Here is a 19,505-nt window from a genome sequence, read left to right on the forward strand (position 1 = left end):
AGGCGGCTACACGCTCGAAAGGCGCCCCCGTGTCCATCGGCAACTCCCCTGAAGACGAGCGTCCCTTCGAAGACGTTTCCGAGGAAGCCCGCCCCTCCGTCGGCCGTGCTCTGCGGCAGGCGCGCATCGCCGCCGGGCTCACCGTCGACGACGTCAGTACCGCCACCCGGGTCCGTATCGCCATCGTGCACGCCATCGAGGCGGACAACTTCGCGGCCTGCGGCGGGGACGTCTACGCCCGCGGTCACATCCGGACCCTGGCCAAGGCCGTCCACCTGGATCCGGCCCCGCTCATCGCCCAGTACGACGCCGAGCACGGCGGCCGACCCGCCCCGACCCCGGCCGCACCCCTGTTCGAGGCCGAACGCATCCGCCCGGAGCGGCGCGGACCCAACTGGACCGCCGCCATGGTCGCCGCGATCGTCGTCGTGGTGGGCTTCGTCGGCTTCACCCTTGTCAAGGGCGACGACGGGAGCAACGCCAACGTCGCCGACGGCACCGCGCCCACCGCCGGTGAGTCCGCCTCGCCGACCCCGAAGTCCAAGAAGCCCGCCGACCCCGAGCCGGATCCCTCCGACAGCGCCATCGCGGCCGCGCCGCAGGACAAGGTGACCGTCCGGGTGAGCGCTCCCGACGGACGCAGCTGGATCTCCGCCAAGGACCACAACGGCCGGCTGCTGTTCGACGGCCTGCTCAAGCAGGGCGAGTCCAAGACCTTCCAGGACAGCTCGAAGATCAACCTGGTTCTCGGTGACGCGGGTGCGATCGACCTGTACGTGAACGGGAAGAAGATCGAGGACGACTTCCGGCCGGGAGCCGTCGAGCGCCTGACCTACACGAAGGGCGACCCGCAGGCCGGATGAACCGGTCGTGAGCGACGCTGTGGTGACGGGGTCGGCCGAGATGGGTCAACCCCGTCGACGTGGGGTGTCAGCGGGACGAAGTAGTCTTGAGCCCATGCCTGAACGCCGTACCGTCGCACTCGTCACCCTTGGCTGCGCCCGTAACGAGGTGGACTCGGAGGAGCTCGCAGGCCGTTTGGAGGCGGACGGCTGGCACCTCGTCGAGGACGCCGCGGATGCGGACGTCGCCGTCGTGAACACCTGCGGTTTCGTCGAAGCCGCCAAGAAGGACTCCGTCGACGCCCTCCTGGAGGCCAACGACCTCAAGGGGCACGGCAGAACACAGGCCGTGGTGGCGGTGGGCTGCATGGCCGAGAGGTACGGCAAGGAACTCGCCGAGGCGCTCCCCGAGGCCGACGGCGTGCTCGGCTTCGACGACTACACCGACATCTCGGACCGGCTCCAGACCATCCTCAACGGCGGGATCCACGCCCCGCACACCCCCCGCGACCGGCGCAAGCTGCTGCCGATCAGCCCGGCCGAGCGGCAGTCCGCGACCGACGTGGCCCTGCCCGGGCACGGTGCCCCCTCCGACCTGCCGGAGGGTCTGGCTCCGCAGTCCGGCCCGCGTGCGCCGCTGCGCCGCCGGCTGGACGGCGCCCCCGTCGCCTCCGTGAAGCTCGCCTCCGGCTGCGACCGTCGCTGCTCCTTCTGCGCCATCCCGTCCTTCCGCGGCTCCTTCATCTCGCGCCGCCCCGCCGACGTGCTGAACGAGACCCGGTGGCTGGCCGAGCAGGGCGTGAAGGAGATCATGCTGGTCTCCGAGAACAACACCAGCTACGGCAAGGACCTGGGCGACATCCGCCTGCTGGAGTCCCTGCTGCCCGAGCTCGCCGAGGTCGACGGACTCGAGCGGGTGCGCGTCAGCTACCTCCAGCCGGCCGAGATGCGCCCGGGACTGATCGACGTCCTCACCTCGACCCCGAAGGTCGCCCCCTACTTCGACCTGTCCTTCCAGCACTCGGCGCCCGACGTGCTGCGCGCCATGCGCCGCTTCGGCGACACCGACCGCTTCCTGGAACTGCTCGACACCATCCGGAGCAAGGCTCCCCAGGCCGGTGTGCGCTCCAACTTCATCGTCGGCTTCCCGGGGGAGTCCGCGGCCGACCTGGCCGAGCTCGAGCGGTTCCTGAACCACGCCCGGCTGGACGCCGTCGGCGTCTTCGGCTACTCCGACGAGGAGGGCACCGAGGCGGCGACCTACGGCGACAAGCTGGACGAGGAGGTGGTCGCCGAACGCCTGGCACGTGTGTCCCGGCTGGCCGAGGAACTCGTCTCGCAGCGTGCCGAGGAGCGGGTGGGCGAGACCCTGCACGTGCTGGTGGAGTCGGTCGACGAGGAGGAGGGGGCCCAGGGCCGCGCCGCGCATCAGGCCCCCGAGACCGACGGCCAGGTGCTCCTCACGAGCGGCGAGGGTCTGAGCATCGGCCGTATGGTCGAGGCGAAGGTGGTCGGTACGGAGGGCGTCGACCTGGTGGCCGAGCCGCTGTTCCAGGGTCCGCTCGCGCGCAGTGAGGAGGCGGGCAGATGACCGGTGTCCCGGCATCCGCGGCGGGAGGCCCCTCCGGCGCGAGGAGGGCGGCGGCGAGCGCGGCCTCCGGGGGAGTCTCCGGGCCGCAGGCCGCCCGTGCCGCGGCGGGCGAGGCGGAAGGCTCGGCTCCGGAAGCTTCCGGGGGCGGGGGCGCCCGCGCAGCCCGGCGGTCCGGGCGTGACGCCGTGTCCGCCGAGGACCTGTCCGGCGGGGAGGCGGCGCAGTCGGCCGCTTCCGGTGCCGCCGGTGCCGCTGCGGACGAGGCCGAGGGCAACGGCAGGCAGCGCGGCGGGAAGATCGCTGCCGCCGCGGTCAACCAGGCCAGCGTCTGGAACATCGCCAACCTGCTGACCATGCTCCGGCTGCTCCTCGTCCCGGCCTTCGTCGCGCTGATGCTCGCCGACGGCGGATACGACCCGGCATGGCGGTCGCTCGCCTGGGCGGCGTTCGCCATTGCCATGATCACCGACCTCTTCGACGGCCACCTGGCACGCACCTACAACCTCGTCACCGACTTCGGCAAGATCGCCGATCCCATCGCCGACAAGGCGATCATGGGAGCGGCGCTCATCTGCCTGTCCGCACTGGGTGACCTGCCCTGGTGGGTGACCGGGGTCATCCTCGGCCGGGAACTCGGGATCACCCTGCTGCGTTTCCTGGTCATCCGCTATGGCGTCATCCCTGCCAGCCGCGGGGGGAAGCTCAAGACGCTCACCCAAGGCGTGGCCGTCGGCATGTACGTACTGGCGCTGACGGGGTGGCTGGCCACTGCGAGGTTCTGGGTCATGGCCGTGGCGGTCGTGCTGACCGTCGTGACCGGGCTGGACTATGTGAAACAGGCCATTGTGCTGCGCAGGCGGGGAATCGCCGAGCGCAAGGCGGCGTTGGAGGAGACGGAAGCGTGAGCTCCACGGCCACCGAGGTGGTGCGACTGCTGACAGTGAACGGTGGAACGCTCGCTGTCGCCGAGTCGCTGACCGGTGGTCTGGTCGCGGCGGAGATTACCTCGGTGCCCGGAGCGTCCAAGGTGTTCCGGGGCTCGGTGACGGCCTACGCGACAGAACTGAAGCATGAACTGCTCGGCGTCGACGCCACCCTGCTGGCGCAGCGCGGAGCGGTGGATCCGCAGGTGGCGGCACAGATGGCCGCCGGAGTCCGCAAGGCGCTGGGCGCCGACTGGGGCATCGCGACCACCGGAGTCGCGGGTCCCGACCCCCAGGACGGCCAAGCCGTCGGCACGGTTTTCGTGGCCGTCGACGGGGCCTTCGCGGCGCGTTCCGGTTCCGCCGGCGGCGGAAAAGTGGAGCACCTGCGGTTGAACGGCGACCGCGCGGAAATTCGTATGGAGAGTGTACAGAGCGTACTCGCGCTGCTCCTTGGAGAGCTTGCGGGCGAACAGACCGGGAATGAGCGGGCACAGGATACGGAACGGAACGGGGGGTTTTGATGTTTGCAGCCCTGAGTGAACACGACATCGCTCCCCGCACGGCCGCGGCGCAAGGCGGTACGGTGGGGCGTAATGGATGCGGCTACGCGGTCCGAGGAGGGAGCCACCGATGATTCTGCTCCGTCGCCTGCTGGGTGACGTGCTGCGTCGGCAGCGCCAGCGCCAGGGCCGTACTCTGCGCGAAGTCTCCTCGTCCGCCCGAGTCTCACTCGGCTATCTCTCCGAGGTGGAGCGGGGGCAGAAGGAGGCTTCCTCCGAACTGCTCTCCGCCATCTGCGACGCGCTGGACGTACGGATGTCCGAGCTCATGCGGGAAGTGAGCGACGAGCTCGCCCTCGCCGAGCTGGCCCAGTCTGCTGCTGCGACCCCCAGCGAGCCCATGTCCACGCCGGTTCGCCCGATGCTGGGTTCCGTTTCGGTGACCGGTGTGCCGCCGGAACGGGTGACCATCAAGGCGCCCGCCGAGGCGGTGGACGTCGTCGCCGCCTGAGCGCGGTGTGACGAAGTGTGAGCGGCCCCGGTAGGGGCCCTTCCGGAGGATCCGGAAGGGTGCCGCCGGGGTTTTCGCATGCCCGGGGGCCACGGCGTCCCGCACGGGGCCGCGGTGTCGCCGTGGCCGTGCGTTTGCCCGGGCGCCGCGCGGCGGTCATGGTGGAAGGACCAGGTGGGGGGTCAGCCACGGAGGTGCGGATGTACGTCGTGAAGAGCCCGTTGTCCGACGCGAACCTGAAGACCGTGTCCGAGGCCCTTCAGGGTGCGCTCGTCGACCTGGTGGACCTCGCCCTGGTGGCGAAGCAGATCCACTGGAACGTGGTCGGACCGCGCTTCCGTTCGGTGCATCTCCAGCTCGACGAGGTCGTGACCCTGGCGCGCAGCCATTCCGACACGGTGGCGGAGCGCGCGGCGGCGCTCGGCGTCTCGCCCGACGGGCGGGCGGCGACGGTGGCCGTCGGCAGCGGCATCGGGGTGACGCCGGAGGGGTGGGTCGACGACACCGCCGCGGTGGGCGCACTCGTGGACGCGCTGGGCGCGGTGATCGCGCGGATGCGGGAGCGGGTCACGGCGACCGCTGATCCGGATCCGGTGACCCAGGACATCCTGATCACGATCACCGGGGACCTCGAGAAGCAGCACTGGATGTTCCAGGCCGAGAACGGGTGATGCCGGGCCTGCCGCCTCTGCCGGGCCTGCCGGGCCGGGAGCGCGGGGGTGCCGCGGGGATCGGCGGCGGTGTGCGGGGGGTCGTGGTGAGCGCGGTGGCCGACGGACCCGGAGGTGGCGCGGGACGCGGGGCCGGTGAGGTCGGCGGCGTTGCCGCGGTGGCCGGGGGCCGTGGTGCGCCCGTGTGCCGTCGGTGCGCCCTGTACGGGGGGCGCGGCGGCCTCATAGCGTCGGGCCGGAGGTGACGGCCGTGGCGGTGCGGTGGGTACGCCGGGGCGCCGTTCTGGGGCTCGGGGCGCTGTGGTGGTGGGCCGTGGCGCGGCTGGTGCTGGTACCCGACGCGGGGGTCGTGGAGGGGGCGGTGGCGGCCGGCGGATGGGGGCTGAGCGTACTTCCGGTGCACTGCATGCCCAGGGCGCGGGCCGAGGGAGCCCTGGAGGCCGGGCGCTGGCGGCGGGCCTGGCGGGCGGGTGCCGTCGGCCGCCCGGCGACCGGGAGGGACCCGGCGGTCGGCCGGGCATCGCAACAGCCCGACCGGGAGGGGCCGTCCGACCGGTCGTGACGAGTTCCGCGCCGGAGTCGGTGGCTCGCCCGAGGTGATCTCGGCACGGACTGTCCGGTGCGGGGCCGAGGGAGCGGCTCGAACCCCTGTCAGGGGGCGTCGCGGGGTGACCGGCGTGGCATGGGGACGGGGCCCGGCTGGCAGGTCGGGCACCAGTACGTGGGGCGCTCGCGCGAGCCGTCGCCCTGGTCGGCGAGGCGGATCGGGGTGCGGCAGCGCAGGCAGGGGCGGCGGGCGCGGCCGTAGACGAACAGGTCGTTGCCGCGGGCCCCCGTCGTGTTGCGGATCGAGCGGTCGCGGTTGTGTTCCAGCAGCTTCTTGGCGAGCTCGGGCACCTTCGGGACGCGGTCGGGGGGCAGGTGCCCCACGGGCAGCCAGGGCGTGACGCCGAGCAGGAAGCACAGCTCGCTCTTGAACACGTTGCCGATGCCGGCGAGGTTGCGCTGGTCGAGCAGGGCCTCGCCGAGGGGGCGGGCCGGGTCCTGAAGCAGGTTGGCGAGCGCCCGCTCCGGGTCCCAGTCGGTGCCCAGGAGGTCGGGGCCGAGATGACCCACCGCACGGTGCTCCTCGACGGTGCGCAGCAGTTCCAGGACGGGAAGGCGGTAGCCGACGGCGGTGCGGTCGGCGGTGCCGAGGATCGCGCGGATCTGGTGGGAGGGGCCGCCGGTCCAGCGCTGTCCGTCGGCGAAGACCCGCCAGGAGCCGTCCATCCGCAGGTGCGAGTGAAGGGTCAGGCCGCCCTCGATGCGGGTCAGGAGGTGCTTGCCGCGCGGGGTGACGTCCAGGACGGTCCGGCCGGTGAGGTCGGCGGTGGCGAACCTGGGCACACGGAGGTCGCTGCGGATCAGCACCTTGCCCGCGAGGGCGCCGTGCAGCCGTCGTGCGGCCTGCCAGACCGTGTCACCTTCGGGCATGGGTCAAGGGTCGCACGACGGGGAGGGCAGCCGGCACGGGTGTGGACCGGCGCGGCCGTGACCCGGTCAGGCGCGCAGGCGCAGGCCCCGGGGGGTGGCGACGAAGCCCGCGGTCTCCAGGAGGGTGCCGAGGGGGGACGTCAGGGCAGAGGCACCGTTGACGCGTTCCACGGTGACCGTGCCGAGGGAGCCCGCGCGGGCCGCAGCGGCGAGTGCCTCGGCGGCTGCGGGGAGCCGGGGATCGTCGGCCGGTTCGCCCTCCGGTTCGGCGGGCCAGGCCAGCAGCGTCTTGCCGCCGCGCTCCATGTAGAGCGTCAGCTCACCGTCGACGAGCACGACCAGCGAGCCCGCCTTGCGCCCCGGTTTGTGCCCCGCACCGGCCGGGGGCTCGGGCCAGCCCAGGGCGGCGCCGTAGGCGTTCGCCGGGTCGGCGGCGGCGAGGACCACGGCCCTGGAGGCACGGTCCGGGTCGGTCCGGCGGCCCGCGAAGGGGTCGTACGGCCCACGCCCGCCGTTGAACCAGGGCGGCGGGCTCTGGGGCGGGACGTCGCGCGGGGAGACGTAGTCGCCCGGTGAGGTGCGCGGGTAAGGCGGGTCGTCCCGGGCGTCCCCGGTGCCGGGAAAGCCGTCGTGGCCGGGGGCGGGCTCCTGGACGCCGTCGGAGGGTGCGGCGAAGCCGTGGACGGCGAACGGGTCGCCGAGGGCATCGGATCCGCCGCCCGCCGGGAACCCGTCGGAGGCGCCGGGGAGGGCCGGCGCGCCGGGGGCGCCCGGACCGGGGAGTCCGTCGCCGCGCTCGCGGGCGTTGGCCGCCGCGCGCAGGCGGTCCACCGCGCCGTCCATCGCGAACTGGGCGGCGCCCAGGCCCTCCACCACATAGCCGCGGCGGGCCTGACCGGTCTCCTCGAAGGCGGACAGGATGCGGTACGTCGCCGAGAACCCCCCCTCGACGCCCTCCGCCGCGACGGCGCCCCGGGTCACCACGCCGTGCCGGTCGAGCAGTGCGCGGGCCAGCGCGTGCGCGCGGACCGTGGGGTCGGCCTCCCGGTCCGGTAGCAGCGACCAGCGGCCGGCCACGGTCGGCGGCCCGGTGCGCGAGGTGCTGCGGACCGCCGCGGTCAGTGAGCCGTAGCGCCCGCGCGGGACCGCTCGCTTGGCGCGGTGGGCCGTGGAGCCCGCGGTGCGGCCCGAGCCCAGCAGGGAGCGCATGGGGGCGAGCGTGTCGTTGGTCAGCCGTCCCGACCAGGCCAGGTCCCACAGGGCGTCGGCCAGCTGGGGGTCGGTGACCTCGGGATGAGTGGTGGCGCGAACCTGGTCGGCGATCTGGCGGAAGAACAGTCCGTAACCACCGGAGAGCGCGTCCAGGACCGACTGGTGGAGGGCGGTGAGCTCCAGCGGATGAGGGGGCGGCAGGAGCAGCGGGGCCGCGTCCGCCAGGTAGAGGGAGACCCAGCCGTCCTTGCCGGGGAGCGAACCGGCGCCCGCCCACACCACCTCCCCGGCCGCGGTGAGTTCGTCCAGCATCGCCGGGGCGTAGTGCGTCACGCGGGAGGGAAGGACCAGCTTCTCCAGTGCGGAGGCGGGCACGGAGGCGCCCTGCAGCTGCTCGATGACGCGCACCAGGCCGTCGACCCCGCGCAGCGCGTGCCCCTTGCCGATGTGCTGCCACTGGGGGAGGAACTGGGCGAACGCGGCCGGCGGCACCGGCTCCAGTTCGTGCCGCAGTGCGGCCAGCGACCGGCGGCGCAGCCGGCGCAGCACGGCCGCGTCGCACCACTCCTGGCCGATTCCGGCGGGATGGAACTCGCCCTGGACGATCCGGCCCGCCGCCGAGAGCCGCTGGAGGGCGCCCTCGGTGACCGCCACGCCCAGGCCGAAGCGGGCCGCCGCCGTGGCCGACGTGAACGGACCGTGGGTGCGCGCATACCGCGCGAGGAGGTCGCCCAGGGGGTCCTTGACCGGTTCGGTGAACGCCTCCGGCACGCCCACCGGCAGTGCCGTGCCCAGCGCGTCGCGCAGCCGCCCGGCATCCTCGATCGCCGCCCAGTGGTCGGTGCCGGCGACGCGCACCCGGATCGCGCGCCGCGCGGAGGCCAGCTCCTGTGCCCAGTGCGGCTCGGCGCCCCGCTCGGCCAGTTCGGCGTCCGTGAGCGGACCGAGCAGGCGCAGCAGGTCGGCGACGCCCTCCGCGTCCTTGACGCGCCGGTCCTCGGTGAGCCACTGGAGCTCCCGCTCCAGCTCGGTGAGCACCTCCGCGTCGAGCAGTTCGCGCAGCTCCGCCTGGCCCAGCAGCTCGGCCAGCAGCCGCGAGTCCAGCGACAGCGCGGCGGCGCGGCGCTCGGCGAGCGGGGAGTCGCCCTCGTACAGGAACTGGGCGACGTAGCCGAAGAGCAGGGAGCGGGCGAAGGGGGACGGTGCGGGGGTGGTGACCTCGACCAGGCGGACCTTGCGGGACTCCAGGTCGCCCATCAGCTCGACGAGGCCGGGCACGTCGAAGACGTCCTGGAGGCATTCGCGGACCGCCTCCAGGATGATCGGGAACGAACCGAATTCGCCCGCCACCTGGAGCAGTTGCGAGGCGCGCTGGCGCTGCTGCCACAGCGGGGTGCGTCTGCCCGGATTGCGGCGCGGCAGCAGCAGCGCGCGGGCGGCGCACTCGCGGAACCGGGAAGCGAACAGGGCCGAGCCGCCCACCTGGTCGGTGACGATCTGGTCGACCTCGCCCTTGTCGAACACGGCGTCCGCCGCGCCGACCGGGGCCTGGTCCGCGTCGTACTCGCTGCCGGTCCTGGCCGGTTCCTGATCGAGCAGGTCCAGGCCCATCAGGTCGGCGTCCGGCAGGCGCAGCACGATGCCGTCGTCGGCGTGCATCACCTGGGCGTCCATGCCGTAGCGCTCGGAGAGGCGGGCGCCGAGCGCGAGCGCCCACGGGGCGTGCACCTGGGCGCCGAACGGCGAGTGGACGACGACCCGCCAGTCGCCGAGTTCGTCCCGGAAGCGCTCCACGACGATCGTGCGGTCGTCCGGGACATGACCGCAGGCCTCGCGCTGTTCGTCCAGGTACGACAGCACGTTGTCCGCGGCCCACGCGTCCAGACCCGCTGCGAGGAGCCGCAGCCGCGCGTCGTCCTTGGTCAGCGAGCCGACCTCGCGCAGGAACGCGCCGACCGCCCGGCCCAGCTCCAGTGGCCGGCCCAGCTGGTCGCCCTTCCAGAACGGCAGTCGGCCGGGCACGCCGGGCGCGGGGGAGACCAGCACCCGGTCGCGGGTGATGTCCTCGATGCGCCAGGAGCTGGTGCCCAGGGTGAAGACGTCACCGACGCGGGACTCGTACACCATCTCCTCGTCGAGCTCGCCGACCCGCCCGCCGCCCTTCTTCGGGTCGGCGCCCGCGAGGAACACCCCGAAGAGCCCGCGGTCGGGAATCGTGCCCCCGGAGGTGACGGCGAGGCGCTGCGCCCCCGGCCGACCGGTGATGGTGCCGGTGACCCGGTCCCACACCACGCGCGGGCGCAGTTCCGCGAACGCGTCGGACGGATAGCGGCCCGCGAGCATGTCCAGGACGGCCGTGAACGCGGACTCGGGGAGCGAGGCGAAGGGCGCGGCGCGGCGGACCATGGCGAGCAGGTCGTCGAACTGCCAGGGGTCCATCGCCGTCATGGCGACGAGCTGCTGGGCCAGGACGTCCAGGGGATTGGCGGGGACCCTCAGGGACTCGATGGCGCCGGTACGCATCCGTTCCGTGACCACCGCCGCCTGCACCAGGTCGCCGCGGTACTTGGGGAACACCACGCCCGTGGAGACCGCGCCGACCTGGTGTCCGGCGCGGCCGACCCGCTGGAGACCGGAGGCCACGGACGGTGGCGACTCGACCTGCACCACCAGGTCGACCGCTCCCATGTCGATGCCCAGCTCCAGGCTGGAGGTGGCCACCACCGCGGGCAGCCGGCCGGCCTTCAGGTCCTCCTCCACCAGGGCGCGCTGTTCCTTGGAGACCGATCCGTGGTGGGCGCGGGCGATGACCGCGGGCGCGCCCTGGGCGGCACCCGAGCCGCCCATGAGCTCGGCGGGGGAGTGGTGCTCGTCCAGGGGTTCCCCGGTGGCCCGCTCGTAGGCGATCTCGTTCAGCCGGTTGCACAGGCGCTCCGCCAGACGGCGGGAGTTGGCGAACACGATGGTCGAGCGGTGGGACTGCACCAGGTCGGTGATCCGCTCCTCCACGTGCGGCCAGATCGACGGGCGCTCCGCGCCCCCGTCGGCGTCGGCCACCGGGGAGCCGCCCAGCTCGCCCATGTCCTCGACCGGGACCACGACGGACAGGTCGAACTCCTTGCCCGACTCCGGCTGGACGATTTCCACCTTGCGGCGCGGGGAGAGGAAGCGGGCGACCTCGTCGACCGGGCGGACCGTCGCCGACAGGCCGATGCGGCGGGCGGGCCCGGGCAGCAGCTCGTCCAGGCGCTCCAGGGACAGCGCCAGATGGGCCCCGCGTTTGGTGCCGGCGACCGCGTGCACCTCGTCCAGGATCACCGTCTCCACGCCCGTCAGCGCGTCGCGCGCGGCCGACGTCAGCATCAGGAACAGCGATTCCGGGGTGGTGATCAGGATGTCGGGCGGGCGGGTGGACAGGGCGCGGCGCTCGGCGGGCGGGGTGTCGCCGGAGCGGATGCCGACCTTCACCTCGGGCTCGGGCAGCCCCAGCCGCACCGATTCCTGGCGGATGCCGGTCAGCGGGCTGCGGAGGTTGCGCTCCACGTCGACGGCCAGGGCCTTGAGCGGGGAGACGTACAGGACGCGGCAGCGCTTCCTGGGATCGGCGGGCGGCGGCGTCGAGGCCAGCTGGTCCAGTGCGGCGAGGAAGGCGGCCAGCGTCTTGCCGGATCCGGTGGGGGCGACCACGAGCACGTCCGAGCCCTCCCGGATGGCCTGCCACGCGCCCGCCTGGGCGGCGGTGGGCGCGGAGAAGGCCCCCGTGAACCAGCCACGGGTCGCGGGGGAGAAGCCGTCCAGGGCCCGGTGTGCGTCGCCGACCATGCGTCCATCCTGCACCCCGGGACTGACAATGGCGCTGACCTGGGCGGATGCGGAGGTGTCCGCGGGTGTGCGGCGGGCCGCAGGCCGACCACCGGCCCCCGGCGGGCGCGGCCGGGGACGGACCCGGTCGCGTGACAATGGCCGTATGGCGGAAGCGGGCGGGGAGCGTGCGCGGCACTGGCAGTACACCGAGCTGCCCGGCGTGGACCTGCTGCGGGCCCGGTACATCCACAAGAGGTTCGTCCGGCACACGCACGAGCACTTCGTGATCGCCGCCATAGCCGACGGGGTGGAGGTCTTCCACCACGGCGGCGGCGACCAGTACGCCGGCGCGGGTGCGCTCGCCCTGGTGAACCCGGACACGCCGCACACCGGGCGGGCCGGCGTCCCCGAGGGCTGGCGGTACGGGGCGGTGTACCCCTCGCCCGAGGTGGTGGCCGCGATCGCCGCCGAGACCACCGCGCTGCGCGGCACGCCGGGGTTCGTCTCGCCGGTGCTGGACGATCCGTACTCCGCCCGGTTGGTGCACCAGGTGCTGCGGGCCACCGACGAGGGCAACGCGCTCGCCGCCGACACCCTGTTGCGGGTCGCCGTGACCCGGCTGCTGAGGCTGAACGGCGGCCCGCTGCCGCTGCGCGAGGTACGGACGGCGGGGGCCCGGATCGCGGCCCGCGCGCGTGCCGTGCTGGAGGAGCGGATGGCCGCCCCGCCGACGCTGGAGCAACTGGCCGGTGAGCTCGGCACCAGCCCCTTCGCCCTGCTGCGCGCGTTCCGTGACACCTACGGGATGCCGCCGCACTCCTGGCTCACCGACGCGCGCGTGCGGCGGGCGCGCCGGCTGCTGGACGGGGGAACGACGCCCGCGGAGGCGGCCGTCGCGGTCGGCTTCACCGACCAGCCCCACCTGAACCGGCACTTCGGCCGGATCGTCGGCGTGCCTCCGGGCGCGTACCAGCGCGAGCGGCGCTACGGACGCAAGAACGTACAAGACGCCCCGCGCGGGCTGCTCGTACCGTCCGGGACGTGGCAGCAGAACAGACGACTCCCACAGACGTACGGGACGCCGGGGGAGGAAAGCCGGACCGCGCCGTCGTCCGGGACGCCCTCGGCGTCGGGATCGCCGTCGGACTCTCCGGGTTCGCCTTCGGGGTGACCTCGGCCGGCAGCGGGCTCACGCTGCTCCAGACCTGCGCGCTCAGCCTCCTGGTGTTCACCGGTGCCTCCCAGTTCGCGCTGGTGGGTGCGCTGGCGGCGGGCGGGAGCCCGTTCACCGCGGCGGCGGGGGCATTCTTCCTGGGTGTGCGCAACGCCTTCTACGGGTTGCGCCTGTCGCAGTTGCTGGCCCTCCCGCGCGCGGGGCGGCCGTTCGCGGCGCAGTGGGTCATCGACGAGACGACCGCCGTCTCGCTCGCCCAGCCCACCCGGCGCGGCGCTCGGATCGGGTTCCTGGTGACCGGGCTGAGCCTGTACGTGCTGTGGAACCTCACCACGCTGCTCGGCGCGCTGGGGGCCGAGGCCATCGGGGACACCGACGCGTGGGGCCTGGACGCGGCCGGGCCCGCGGTCTTCCTGGCGCTGCTCGCGCCCATGTTGCGGGCCGGCACCGAGCGGGCCGTGGCCGCTCTCGCGGTGCTGCTGGGGCTCGGTCTGCTGCCCGTCCTGCCCGCCGGAGTGCCGGTCCTGGTCGCCGCGCTCGCGGCACCGGCCGTCCTGTGGGCGCACGGCCGGCGCGGTGGCACACCGCGCGGCGACACGACGGCCGCGCGCGAGGAGGACCGTTGAACACCTGGATGGCGATAGGCCTGACCGCCCTCGGCTGCTACGCCGTCAAACTGGCCGGGCTCCTGGTTCCCTCCGGAGCCCTGGAACGGCCGGTCGTGAGACGGCTGGCGGCCCTGCTGCCCGTCGCCCTGCTCGCCGCCCTCACGGCCCAGCAGACCTTCGCCGACGGGCAGGCGCTCGTCCTGGACGCGCGGGCGGCCGGGCTCGGGGCCGCCGCGGTGGCGCTGGTGCTGCGCGCCCCGTTCCTGCTCGTCGTCGGCGCGGCCGTGGTGGTGACGGCGGGCGTGCGGGCCCTCGGAGGATGAGAGGGCCCGGGGTCAGCCGATGAGGCGGCCGTACGCCCTGAGAGTGCTCAGGGCCTCGATCGTCACCACGGGGCGCGCCTCCAGCACCGGGGCGGGCGCCCACTGGCGCCACCGGACGGGCCAGCCGCCGTCCTCCCGCTGTTCGGCGGCGAGGTGGTCGAGGGAGCGCTCCATCTCCTCGTCGCGGAACCAGCCGCGCGCCAGGGAGTGCGGCGTCGCCGCGTAGTCGTGGGGGAAGTGGTGCTCGCCCGGCGCGTAGCCGGGGGCGACCGGACAGGCGTCGAGGTCGTCCGGGTCCAGCACCGCCAGGCGCTGCCCGCGCACCAGGCCGCCCAGCCGCTCGGCGGCGGCCTCGGCGCGGGCTCGGTCCGGGGCGGAGTCCAGGAAGGCCACGGCGGCGCGGATCTCGTACGGGTGGGAGTGCTCCAGCGTCTCGATCGCCTGCCAGCAGAAGTCCGTGGCCCGGAACAACCACGCGTGCCACACCTCGTTGCGGTGCAGCAGGCCCACCACCGGTCCGGTGGCCAGCAACTCGCTGGGCGGATCGTCCACGACCGGCACGTAGGGGGCCGTCGGATAGCCGCGCTGAGCGGGGTGGACGGCGGGCAGCGCACCGTCCGCCGTGGAGACGGACGTCAGATAGCGGCACACCTGCTCCACGCGGCGGCCCCCGCAGCGGCCCACGGAATCCAGGACGCGCAGCGCGTGGGCCGTGTGCAGCGGCTGGCTGACCGGGCCGCGCAGATCGGGCTCCAGCGCGTGCCCGTACCCGCCGTCCTCGTTGCGGTAGGCGTCCAGTGCCGTCTCCACCGGGTCTGCGCCGCCGTCCCGGAACCGGTGGGCGAACAGGCGCTGCTCGAGCACACGCGCGGTGAGCCACACGAACCGTTCCGCACGCGCGAGCGGCGTGCGCGCCGGGGGCGTGGAGGGCAGGGGGGAAGCTCCGGTTTCGGCCATGGCACAAGACCGTAGAGCGGAAAGCGGTGTCCGCAGGCGGTCCTGCCCGGCCCCGCCCCGGAGGCGGGATACTGAGGTCATGCGGTTGACGGTCTTCTGGCAGCGGATGGCGGAGCACTTCGGTCCGGACTACGCCGACACCTTCGCGCGTGACCACGTCATGTCGGAGCTCGGCGGACGCACCGTGCACGAGGCTCTGGCGGCCGGCTGGGACGCCAAGGACGTCTGGCAGGTGGTGTGCGCGGCGATGGACGTTCCCCGGGAAAGGCGCTGATCGTCACAGAGATCGCCGGAGGGAGGACGGCTGTCGGTGGCGTGGGCGAGACTTGGTCCCGTGGCACCCACTGACGAGACCGGGCAGGCGGCCCGGAACCCCTCGGCGCACGACGCGCCGCCGCCCGCCGGGCCTCCGGTGGAGTCCGCGGGCGGGCCGGACGCCCGCATGCCGCGCTGGCTGCCGCGCGCGATGGTGCTCGCGTTCGCGCTGTACGGGCTCTTCCAGCTCGGCAGCTGGGCCTTCCATGAACTCACCGGCCTGCTGATCAACGTCCTGATCGCGTTCTTCCTCGCGCTCGCCGTGGAGCCGGCGGTCAGCTGGATGGCCGCGCGCGGAGTGCGCCGGGGGCTCGGTACCTTCGTGGTCTTCCTGGGTGTGCTGATCGTGGCGGCGGGCTTCGTCACGCTGCTCGGCTCCATGCTGGCGGGGCAGATCATCAAGATCGTCGAGGACTTCCCGGACTACCTCGACTCCGTCATCAACTGGATCAACACCCACTTCCGCACCGAACTGCGCCGGGTGGACATCCAGGAGGGCCTGCTCCGCTCCGACTGGCTGCGCAACTACGTGCAGAACAGCGCCACCGGCGTCCTGGACGTCTCCGCCCAGGTGCTCGGCGGGCTCTTCCAGCTACTGACCATCGGCCTGTTCTCCTTCTACTTCGCCGCGGACGGTCCGCGGCTTCGGCGCACGGTCTGCTCCCTGCTGCCGCCCGCCCGGCAGGCCGAGGTGCTGCGCGCGTGGGAGATCGCCGTGAACAAGACCGGCGGCTACCTGTACTCGCGCGGCCTGATGGCGCTGATCTCCGGCCTGGCGCACTATGTGCTGCTGGAGGTCCTGGACGTGCCCTACGCGCCCGTGCTGGCCGTGTGGGTGGGCCTGGTGTCGCAGTTCATTCCGACCATCGGCACCTACCTCGCGGGCTTCCTGCCGATGCTGATCGCCTTCACGGTCGACCCCTGGTACGCGCTGTGGGTGCTGATCTTCGTGGTGATCTACCAGCAGTTCGAGAACTACGTGCTGCAGCCCAAGGTGACGTCGAAGACCGTGGACATCCATCCGGCGGTCGCGTTCGGCTCGGTCATCGTGGGCACGGCCCTCCTCGGTGCCGTGGGCGCGCTGATCGCCATCCCCGCGGTCGCCACGCTCCAGGCGTTCCTGGGTGCCTACGTGAAGCGGTACGACGTCACGGACGACCCCCGGGTGCACGGCCACCGAGGCCCGGACGGTCCGGGCCTCCTCGCCCGCGCCCGGCGCCTGCGGGCGTGGCGGCCCCGGCCGGCGCGGCCCCGCGGCGAGGACCCCGGGGCTTCCTGAGCGGACTTCGGGGCTACCTGAGCGGGCTCCGGGGCTTCCTGAGCCGACGGGCGGGCATCGAGGGGCGTCGCCCGGTGCCGCGTGGTCCGCTTGACACAAAAATCGAACATCCATTCTTATGGGAGCGCCGGTGAGGGGTGACGGCGGGTGTTCCGACCCACTTCGGGTAGGTAAATACCCGAGTTATCCACAGGCCGGACTGGCGTCGGGGTGCGTTGTCAGTGGCAGGCGTTAGCGTCTTCGACGTGAAGCGATCGACTCAAGCAAACCGGGTGGAACCCATGGCAGGAACCGACCGCGAGAAGGCGCTCGACGCCGCGCTCGCACAGATTGAACGACAATTCGGCAAGGGCGCGGTCATGCGCATGGGCGAGCGGTCGAAGGAGCCCATCGAGGTCATCCCGACCGGGTCGACCGCCCTGGACGTGGCCCTCGGTGTCGGCGGCCTGCCGCGCGGCCGCGTGGTGGAGATCTACGGACCGGAGTCCTCCGGCAAGACGACCCTGACCCTGCACGCGGTGGCCAACGCCCAGAAGGCCGGCGGCCAGGTCGCCTTCGTGGACGCGGAGCACGCCCTCGACCCCGAGTACGCGAAGAAGCTCGGCGTCGACATCGACAACCTGATCCTGTCCCAGCCGGACAACGGCGAGCAGGCCCTGGAGATCGTGGACATGCTGGTCCGCTCCGGCGCCCTCGACCTCATCGTCATCGACTCCGTCGCGGCGCTCGTCCCCCGCGCGGAGATCGAGGGCGAGATGGGCGACAGCCACGTCGGTCTGCAGGCCCGGCTGATGAGCCAGGCTCTGCGGAAGATCACCAGTGCGCTCAACCAGTCCAAGACCACCGCGATCTTCATCAACCAGCTGCGCGAGAAGATCGGCGTCATGTTCGGCTCCCCGGAGACCACGACCGGTGGCCGGGCGCTGAAGTTCTACGCCTCGGTGCGCATCGACATCCGCCGCATCGAGACCCTGAAGGACGGCACGGAGGCGGTCGGCAACCGCACCCGCTGCAAGGTCGTCAAGAACAAGGTCGCGCCGCCCTTCAAGCAGGCCGAGTTCGACATCCTCTACGGCCAGGGCATCAGTCGCGAGGGCGGCCTGATCGACATGGGCGTGGAGCACGGCTTCGTTCGCAAGGCCGGCGCCTGGTACACGTACGAGGGCGACCAGCTCGGCCAGGGCAAGGAGAACGCCCGCAACTTCCTCAAGGACAACCCCGACCTCGCCAACGAGATCGAGAGGAAGATCAAGGAGAAGCTGGGCGTCGGCGTGCGCCCGGAGGAGCCGGCCACCGACCCGGGCACGGACGCCGCGGGTGCCACCGCTCCGGCCGACGCGGCAGCGGTTCCGGCGCCCGCGGCCAAGGCCACCAAGTCCAAGGCCGCGGCGGCCAAGAGCTGACCCGTGAACCGACGAACCGACTGGGCCGAGTACGAGTTCGCGGCCTCCGGTGTCCCACGGGGGAGGGGCATCGGGGCCGGCGCGGGCTCAGCCGCGGGCGGTGACGAGCCGCACGGGGACACCGGCGAGAGCCGGGAGGTCTCCGACAACAGCGGCAGCGCCGGTGACCGGCACCGGGGCGGCTCGCACCGTGCGGGTGGCTCGACGGACGGCGGCCCGCGTGACGGCGGGCCGCGCGGTGGACGCGGGCGCCGACGCCGGACCTTCGGCGACGCGGCCGCGCAGGACGGGGGTGCCTCCTCCTCGTCGAGGGCCGAGCAGGAGGAGCCTCCGGGGGACCCGGTCGAGCGGGCACGGGCGATCTGCCTGCGCCTGCTCACCGGGACCCCGCGCACGCGGAAGCAGCTCGCCGACGCCCTGCGCAAGCGGGAGATCCCGGACGACGCCGCCGAGGAGGTGCTGTCCCGGTTCGAGGAGGTCGGACTGATCGACGACGGTGCCTTCGCGGACGCCTGGGTGGAGTCCCGCCACCACGGCCGGGGGCTGGCCCGGCGGGCACTCGCCCAGGAACTGCGCACCAAGGGCGTCGACTCCACGCTGATCGACGGTGCCGTCTCCCGGCTCGACTCCGAGCAGGAGGAGGCGACCGCGAGGGAACTGGTCGCCCGCAAGCTGCGCTCCACCCGAGGGCTCGACCGGGACAAGCGGATACGCCGCCTCGCGGGCATGCTCGCCCGCAAGGGCTACTCCCAGGGCCTCGCCCTGCGCGTGGTCCGGCAGGCGCTGGAGGACGAGGGCGAGGACACGGACTTCCTCGAGGACGAGGCGTACTGAGCTCCCCGGCGGACGCTGGGTGCCGGACCGGAGGGACGGGGCCGACCCGCGCCCCCGGCCGCACGCCACCGGCGCGGTGCCCCGGCAACCCCTACGCCCGCGCGGGCAGTACCGGCAGCCCTGCCGCGCGCCAGGCCTGGAAACCCCCGATCAGATCCGTGGCGCGGTGCAGGCCCAGCCGGTGCAGGGACTCGGCGGCCAGGCTGGATGCATAGCCCTCGTTGCAGATCACGACGACGCGCAGGTCGTGACTCGTCGCCTCGGGGACCCGATGGCTGCCCCGCGGGTCGAGCCGCCACTCCAGCTCGTTGCGCTCGATCACGAGGGCGCCGGGGATGCGCCCGTCCCGGTCGCGCAGGGCCGCGTAACGGATGTCCACCAGCAGTGCCTCGCCGCTACCGGCGGCCGCGTGCGCGTCCCGGGGCGCAACGCGCTCGTATCCGGAGCGCACGCGCTCCAGCAGGTCGTCGATCGAGACCGCCCCGGCGGCCCGTCCGTGTGCCCCGTTCACTGCCAGTCCTCCGGACGCTCGATCTGCTCCAGGCGCAGGATCGGGCCGCTGCGGCTGTAGCGGCGGATCCGCGGCAGGGGCGGGTAGTAGGCGTGCACGGAGACCGCGTGCCGGTCCGGGGACGCGTTGAGCACCTCGTGGACGTGATGCCGGCCGAAGGCGCGGCCCTGCCCGGCCGTCAGCCGGCGTTCCCGGTCCACCCCCTCGGTCAGCTCCAGCGTGCGCCAGCCGTCGGTGGGCAACCGCGCGGCGAGCGAGTGCTCCTTGAGCACGCCCGAGGCGGTCACGAAGGCACCGACGGAGTCGGCGTGGTCGTGCCAGCCGGTTCCGGTGCCGGGCGGCCAGCCGATCAGCCAGGCCTCACTGCCGCCGGGCCCGTCGAGCCGCACCCAGGTGCGGCCCTCCGGGTCGAGCGGAAGCGAGGCGATCAGCTCGGCGTCGGCGGCGGTACGTCGTACGAAGTCGAGGAGGTCCGCCTGGGTCGGGGCGGAAACGGGTGCGGGAGCAGTGGGCGAGACAGACACGTGCACCGTCCTGGTGAAGGTTCGCGGGCGCGCGGCAGCGGCGC

At 73.4% G+C, this 19,505-nt stretch carries 18 protein-coding genes and 1 pseudogene; 14 read left to right on the forward strand and 5 right to left on the reverse strand.

The annotated features are described in order from the left end of the window. Positions 1 to 29 precede the first annotated feature (29 nt). The 7 genes from ACFYOV_RS07740 to ACFYOV_RS07770 all read left to right on the forward strand — a co-directional run bounded on the left by ACFYOV_RS07740 (position 30) and on the right by ACFYOV_RS07770 (position 5,603). Positions 30 to 863 carry a helix-turn-helix domain-containing protein gene (locus tag ACFYOV_RS07740; RefSeq protein ID WP_389084161.1) on the forward strand — a complete coding sequence of 278 codons (834 nt, stop codon included), beginning with the start codon at positions 30 to 32 and terminating at the stop codon, positions 861 to 863. A 94-nt stretch (positions 864 to 957) separates the two neighbouring features. Beyond that, positions 958 to 2,433 carry a 30S ribosomal protein S12 methylthiotransferase RimO gene (rimO, locus tag ACFYOV_RS07745; RefSeq protein ID WP_389084164.1) on the forward strand — a complete coding sequence of 492 codons (1,476 nt, stop codon included), beginning with the start codon at positions 958 to 960 and terminating at the stop codon, positions 2,431 to 2,433. Beyond that, the gene (gene pgsA, locus ACFYOV_RS07750; RefSeq protein WP_389084166.1) at positions 2,430 to 3,338 is read left to right on the forward strand and encodes a CDP-diacylglycerol--glycerol-3-phosphate 3-phosphatidyltransferase; all 909 of its coding nucleotides are present in this window, start codon (positions 2,430 to 2,432) and stop codon (positions 3,336 to 3,338) included. The genes rimO and pgsA overlap by 4 nt, the downstream gene beginning before the upstream one ends. After that, entirely contained in the window at positions 3,335 to 3,880 is a 546-nt protein-coding gene (locus tag ACFYOV_RS07755; protein WP_389084169.1) for a CinA family protein, read from the forward strand. Before pgsA ends, ACFYOV_RS07755 begins: the two co-directional genes overlap by 4 nt. Positions 3,881 to 3,989: 109 nt before the next feature. Next, positions 3,990 to 4,370: a helix-turn-helix domain-containing protein gene (locus ACFYOV_RS07760; protein WP_389084172.1), complete on the forward strand. Its 381-nt coding sequence runs from the start codon at positions 3,990 to 3,992 to the stop codon at positions 4,368 to 4,370. Between the two features lie 200 nt (positions 4,371 to 4,570). Continuing rightward, positions 4,571 to 5,041 carry a Dps family protein gene (locus tag ACFYOV_RS07765; RefSeq protein WP_389084174.1) on the forward strand — a complete coding sequence of 157 codons (471 nt, stop codon included), beginning with the start codon at positions 4,571 to 4,573 and terminating at the stop codon, positions 5,039 to 5,041. Between the two features lie 250 nt (positions 5,042 to 5,291). Beyond that, the gene (locus ACFYOV_RS07770; protein ID WP_389084176.1) at positions 5,292 to 5,603 is read left to right on the forward strand and encodes a hypothetical protein; all 312 of its coding nucleotides are present in this window, start codon (positions 5,292 to 5,294) and stop codon (positions 5,601 to 5,603) included. Between the two features lie 89 nt (positions 5,604 to 5,692). Here the strand turns inward: ACFYOV_RS07770 and ACFYOV_RS07775 are convergent, their stop codons facing one another. Both ACFYOV_RS07775 and ACFYOV_RS07780 read right to left on the reverse strand, forming a co-directional pair. Beyond that, positions 5,693 to 6,517: an Fpg/Nei family DNA glycosylase gene (locus ACFYOV_RS07775; protein ID WP_389084179.1), complete on the reverse strand. Its 825-nt coding sequence runs from the start codon at positions 6,515 to 6,517 to the stop codon at positions 5,693 to 5,695. A 66-nt stretch (positions 6,518 to 6,583) separates the two neighbouring features. Beyond that, entirely contained in the window at positions 6,584 to 11,551 is a 4,968-nt protein-coding gene (locus tag ACFYOV_RS07780; protein ID WP_389084181.1) for an ATP-dependent helicase, read from the reverse strand. 145 nt (positions 11,552 to 11,696) lie between these two features. Between ACFYOV_RS07780 and ACFYOV_RS07785 the strand changes: the two are divergent. The 3 genes and pseudogenes from ACFYOV_RS07785 to ACFYOV_RS07795 all read left to right on the forward strand — a co-directional run. After that, a pseudogene (locus ACFYOV_RS07785) lies at positions 11,697 to 12,449 on the forward strand (AraC family ligand binding domain-containing protein); the annotation flags it as partial. Positions 12,450 to 12,574: 125 nt separating this feature from the next. After that, positions 12,575 to 13,333, forward strand: coding sequence for an AzlC family ABC transporter permease (locus ACFYOV_RS07790; RefSeq protein WP_389084184.1), 759 nt, complete (start codon positions 12,575 to 12,577; stop codon positions 13,331 to 13,333). Beyond that, a complete protein-coding gene (locus tag ACFYOV_RS07795; protein WP_389084186.1) occupies positions 13,330 to 13,638 on the forward strand; it encodes an AzlD domain-containing protein in 309 nt (102 codons plus the stop codon). Before ACFYOV_RS07790 ends, ACFYOV_RS07795 begins: the two co-directional genes overlap by 4 nt. 12 nt (positions 13,639 to 13,650) lie before the next feature. Here the strand turns inward: ACFYOV_RS07795 and ACFYOV_RS07800 are convergent, their stop codons facing one another. Beyond that, positions 13,651 to 14,595, reverse strand: coding sequence for a hypothetical protein (locus ACFYOV_RS07800; protein ID WP_389084189.1), 945 nt, complete (start codon positions 14,593 to 14,595; stop codon positions 13,651 to 13,653). A gap of 79 nt (positions 14,596 to 14,674) precedes the next feature. Here ACFYOV_RS07800 and ACFYOV_RS07805 point away from each other — a divergent pair, with 79 nt between their 5' ends. The 4 genes from ACFYOV_RS07805 (at position 14,675) to recX (ending at position 18,426) form a co-directional block, all read left to right on the forward strand. Next, positions 14,675 to 14,869 carry a DUF3046 domain-containing protein gene (locus ACFYOV_RS07805; RefSeq protein WP_389084191.1) on the forward strand — a complete coding sequence of 65 codons (195 nt, stop codon included), beginning with the start codon at positions 14,675 to 14,677 and terminating at the stop codon, positions 14,867 to 14,869. 60 nt (positions 14,870 to 14,929) lie between these two features. Further along, the gene (locus ACFYOV_RS07810) at positions 14,930 to 16,189 is read left to right on the forward strand and encodes an AI-2E family transporter (RefSeq protein ID WP_389084194.1); all 1,260 of its coding nucleotides are present in this window, start codon (positions 14,930 to 14,932) and stop codon (positions 16,187 to 16,189) included. A gap of 281 nt (positions 16,190 to 16,470) precedes the next feature. After that, a complete protein-coding gene (gene recA / locus ACFYOV_RS07815; RefSeq protein ID WP_389084196.1) occupies positions 16,471 to 17,592 on the forward strand; it encodes a recombinase RecA in 1,122 nt (373 codons plus the stop codon). 3 nt (positions 17,593 to 17,595) lie between these two features. After that, positions 17,596 to 18,426, forward strand: coding sequence for a recombination regulator RecX (recX, locus tag ACFYOV_RS07820; protein WP_389084198.1), 831 nt, complete (start codon positions 17,596 to 17,598; stop codon positions 18,424 to 18,426). 91 nt (positions 18,427 to 18,517) lie between these two features. Here recX and ACFYOV_RS07825 read toward each other — a convergent pair whose 3' ends face one another. Together ACFYOV_RS07825 and ACFYOV_RS07830 are read right to left on the reverse strand one after the other, a co-directional pair. Continuing rightward, the gene (locus ACFYOV_RS07825; protein WP_389084202.1) at positions 18,518 to 18,937 is read right to left on the reverse strand and encodes a rhodanese-like domain-containing protein; all 420 of its coding nucleotides are present in this window, start codon (positions 18,935 to 18,937) and stop codon (positions 18,518 to 18,520) included. Further along, positions 18,934 to 19,461 (reverse strand): cysteine dioxygenase, encoded by a 528-nt coding sequence (locus ACFYOV_RS07830; protein WP_389084204.1) that lies wholly within the window; start codon positions 19,459 to 19,461, stop codon positions 18,934 to 18,936. The genes ACFYOV_RS07825 and ACFYOV_RS07830 overlap by 4 nt, the downstream gene beginning before the upstream one ends. Between the last annotated feature and the right edge of the window lie 44 nt (positions 19,462 to 19,505).

The organism is Streptomyces sp. NPDC005931, from assembly GCF_042871235.1.
In the GTDB taxonomy this organism is placed as follows: domain Bacteria; phylum Actinomycetota; class Actinomycetes; order Streptomycetales; family Streptomycetaceae; genus Streptomyces.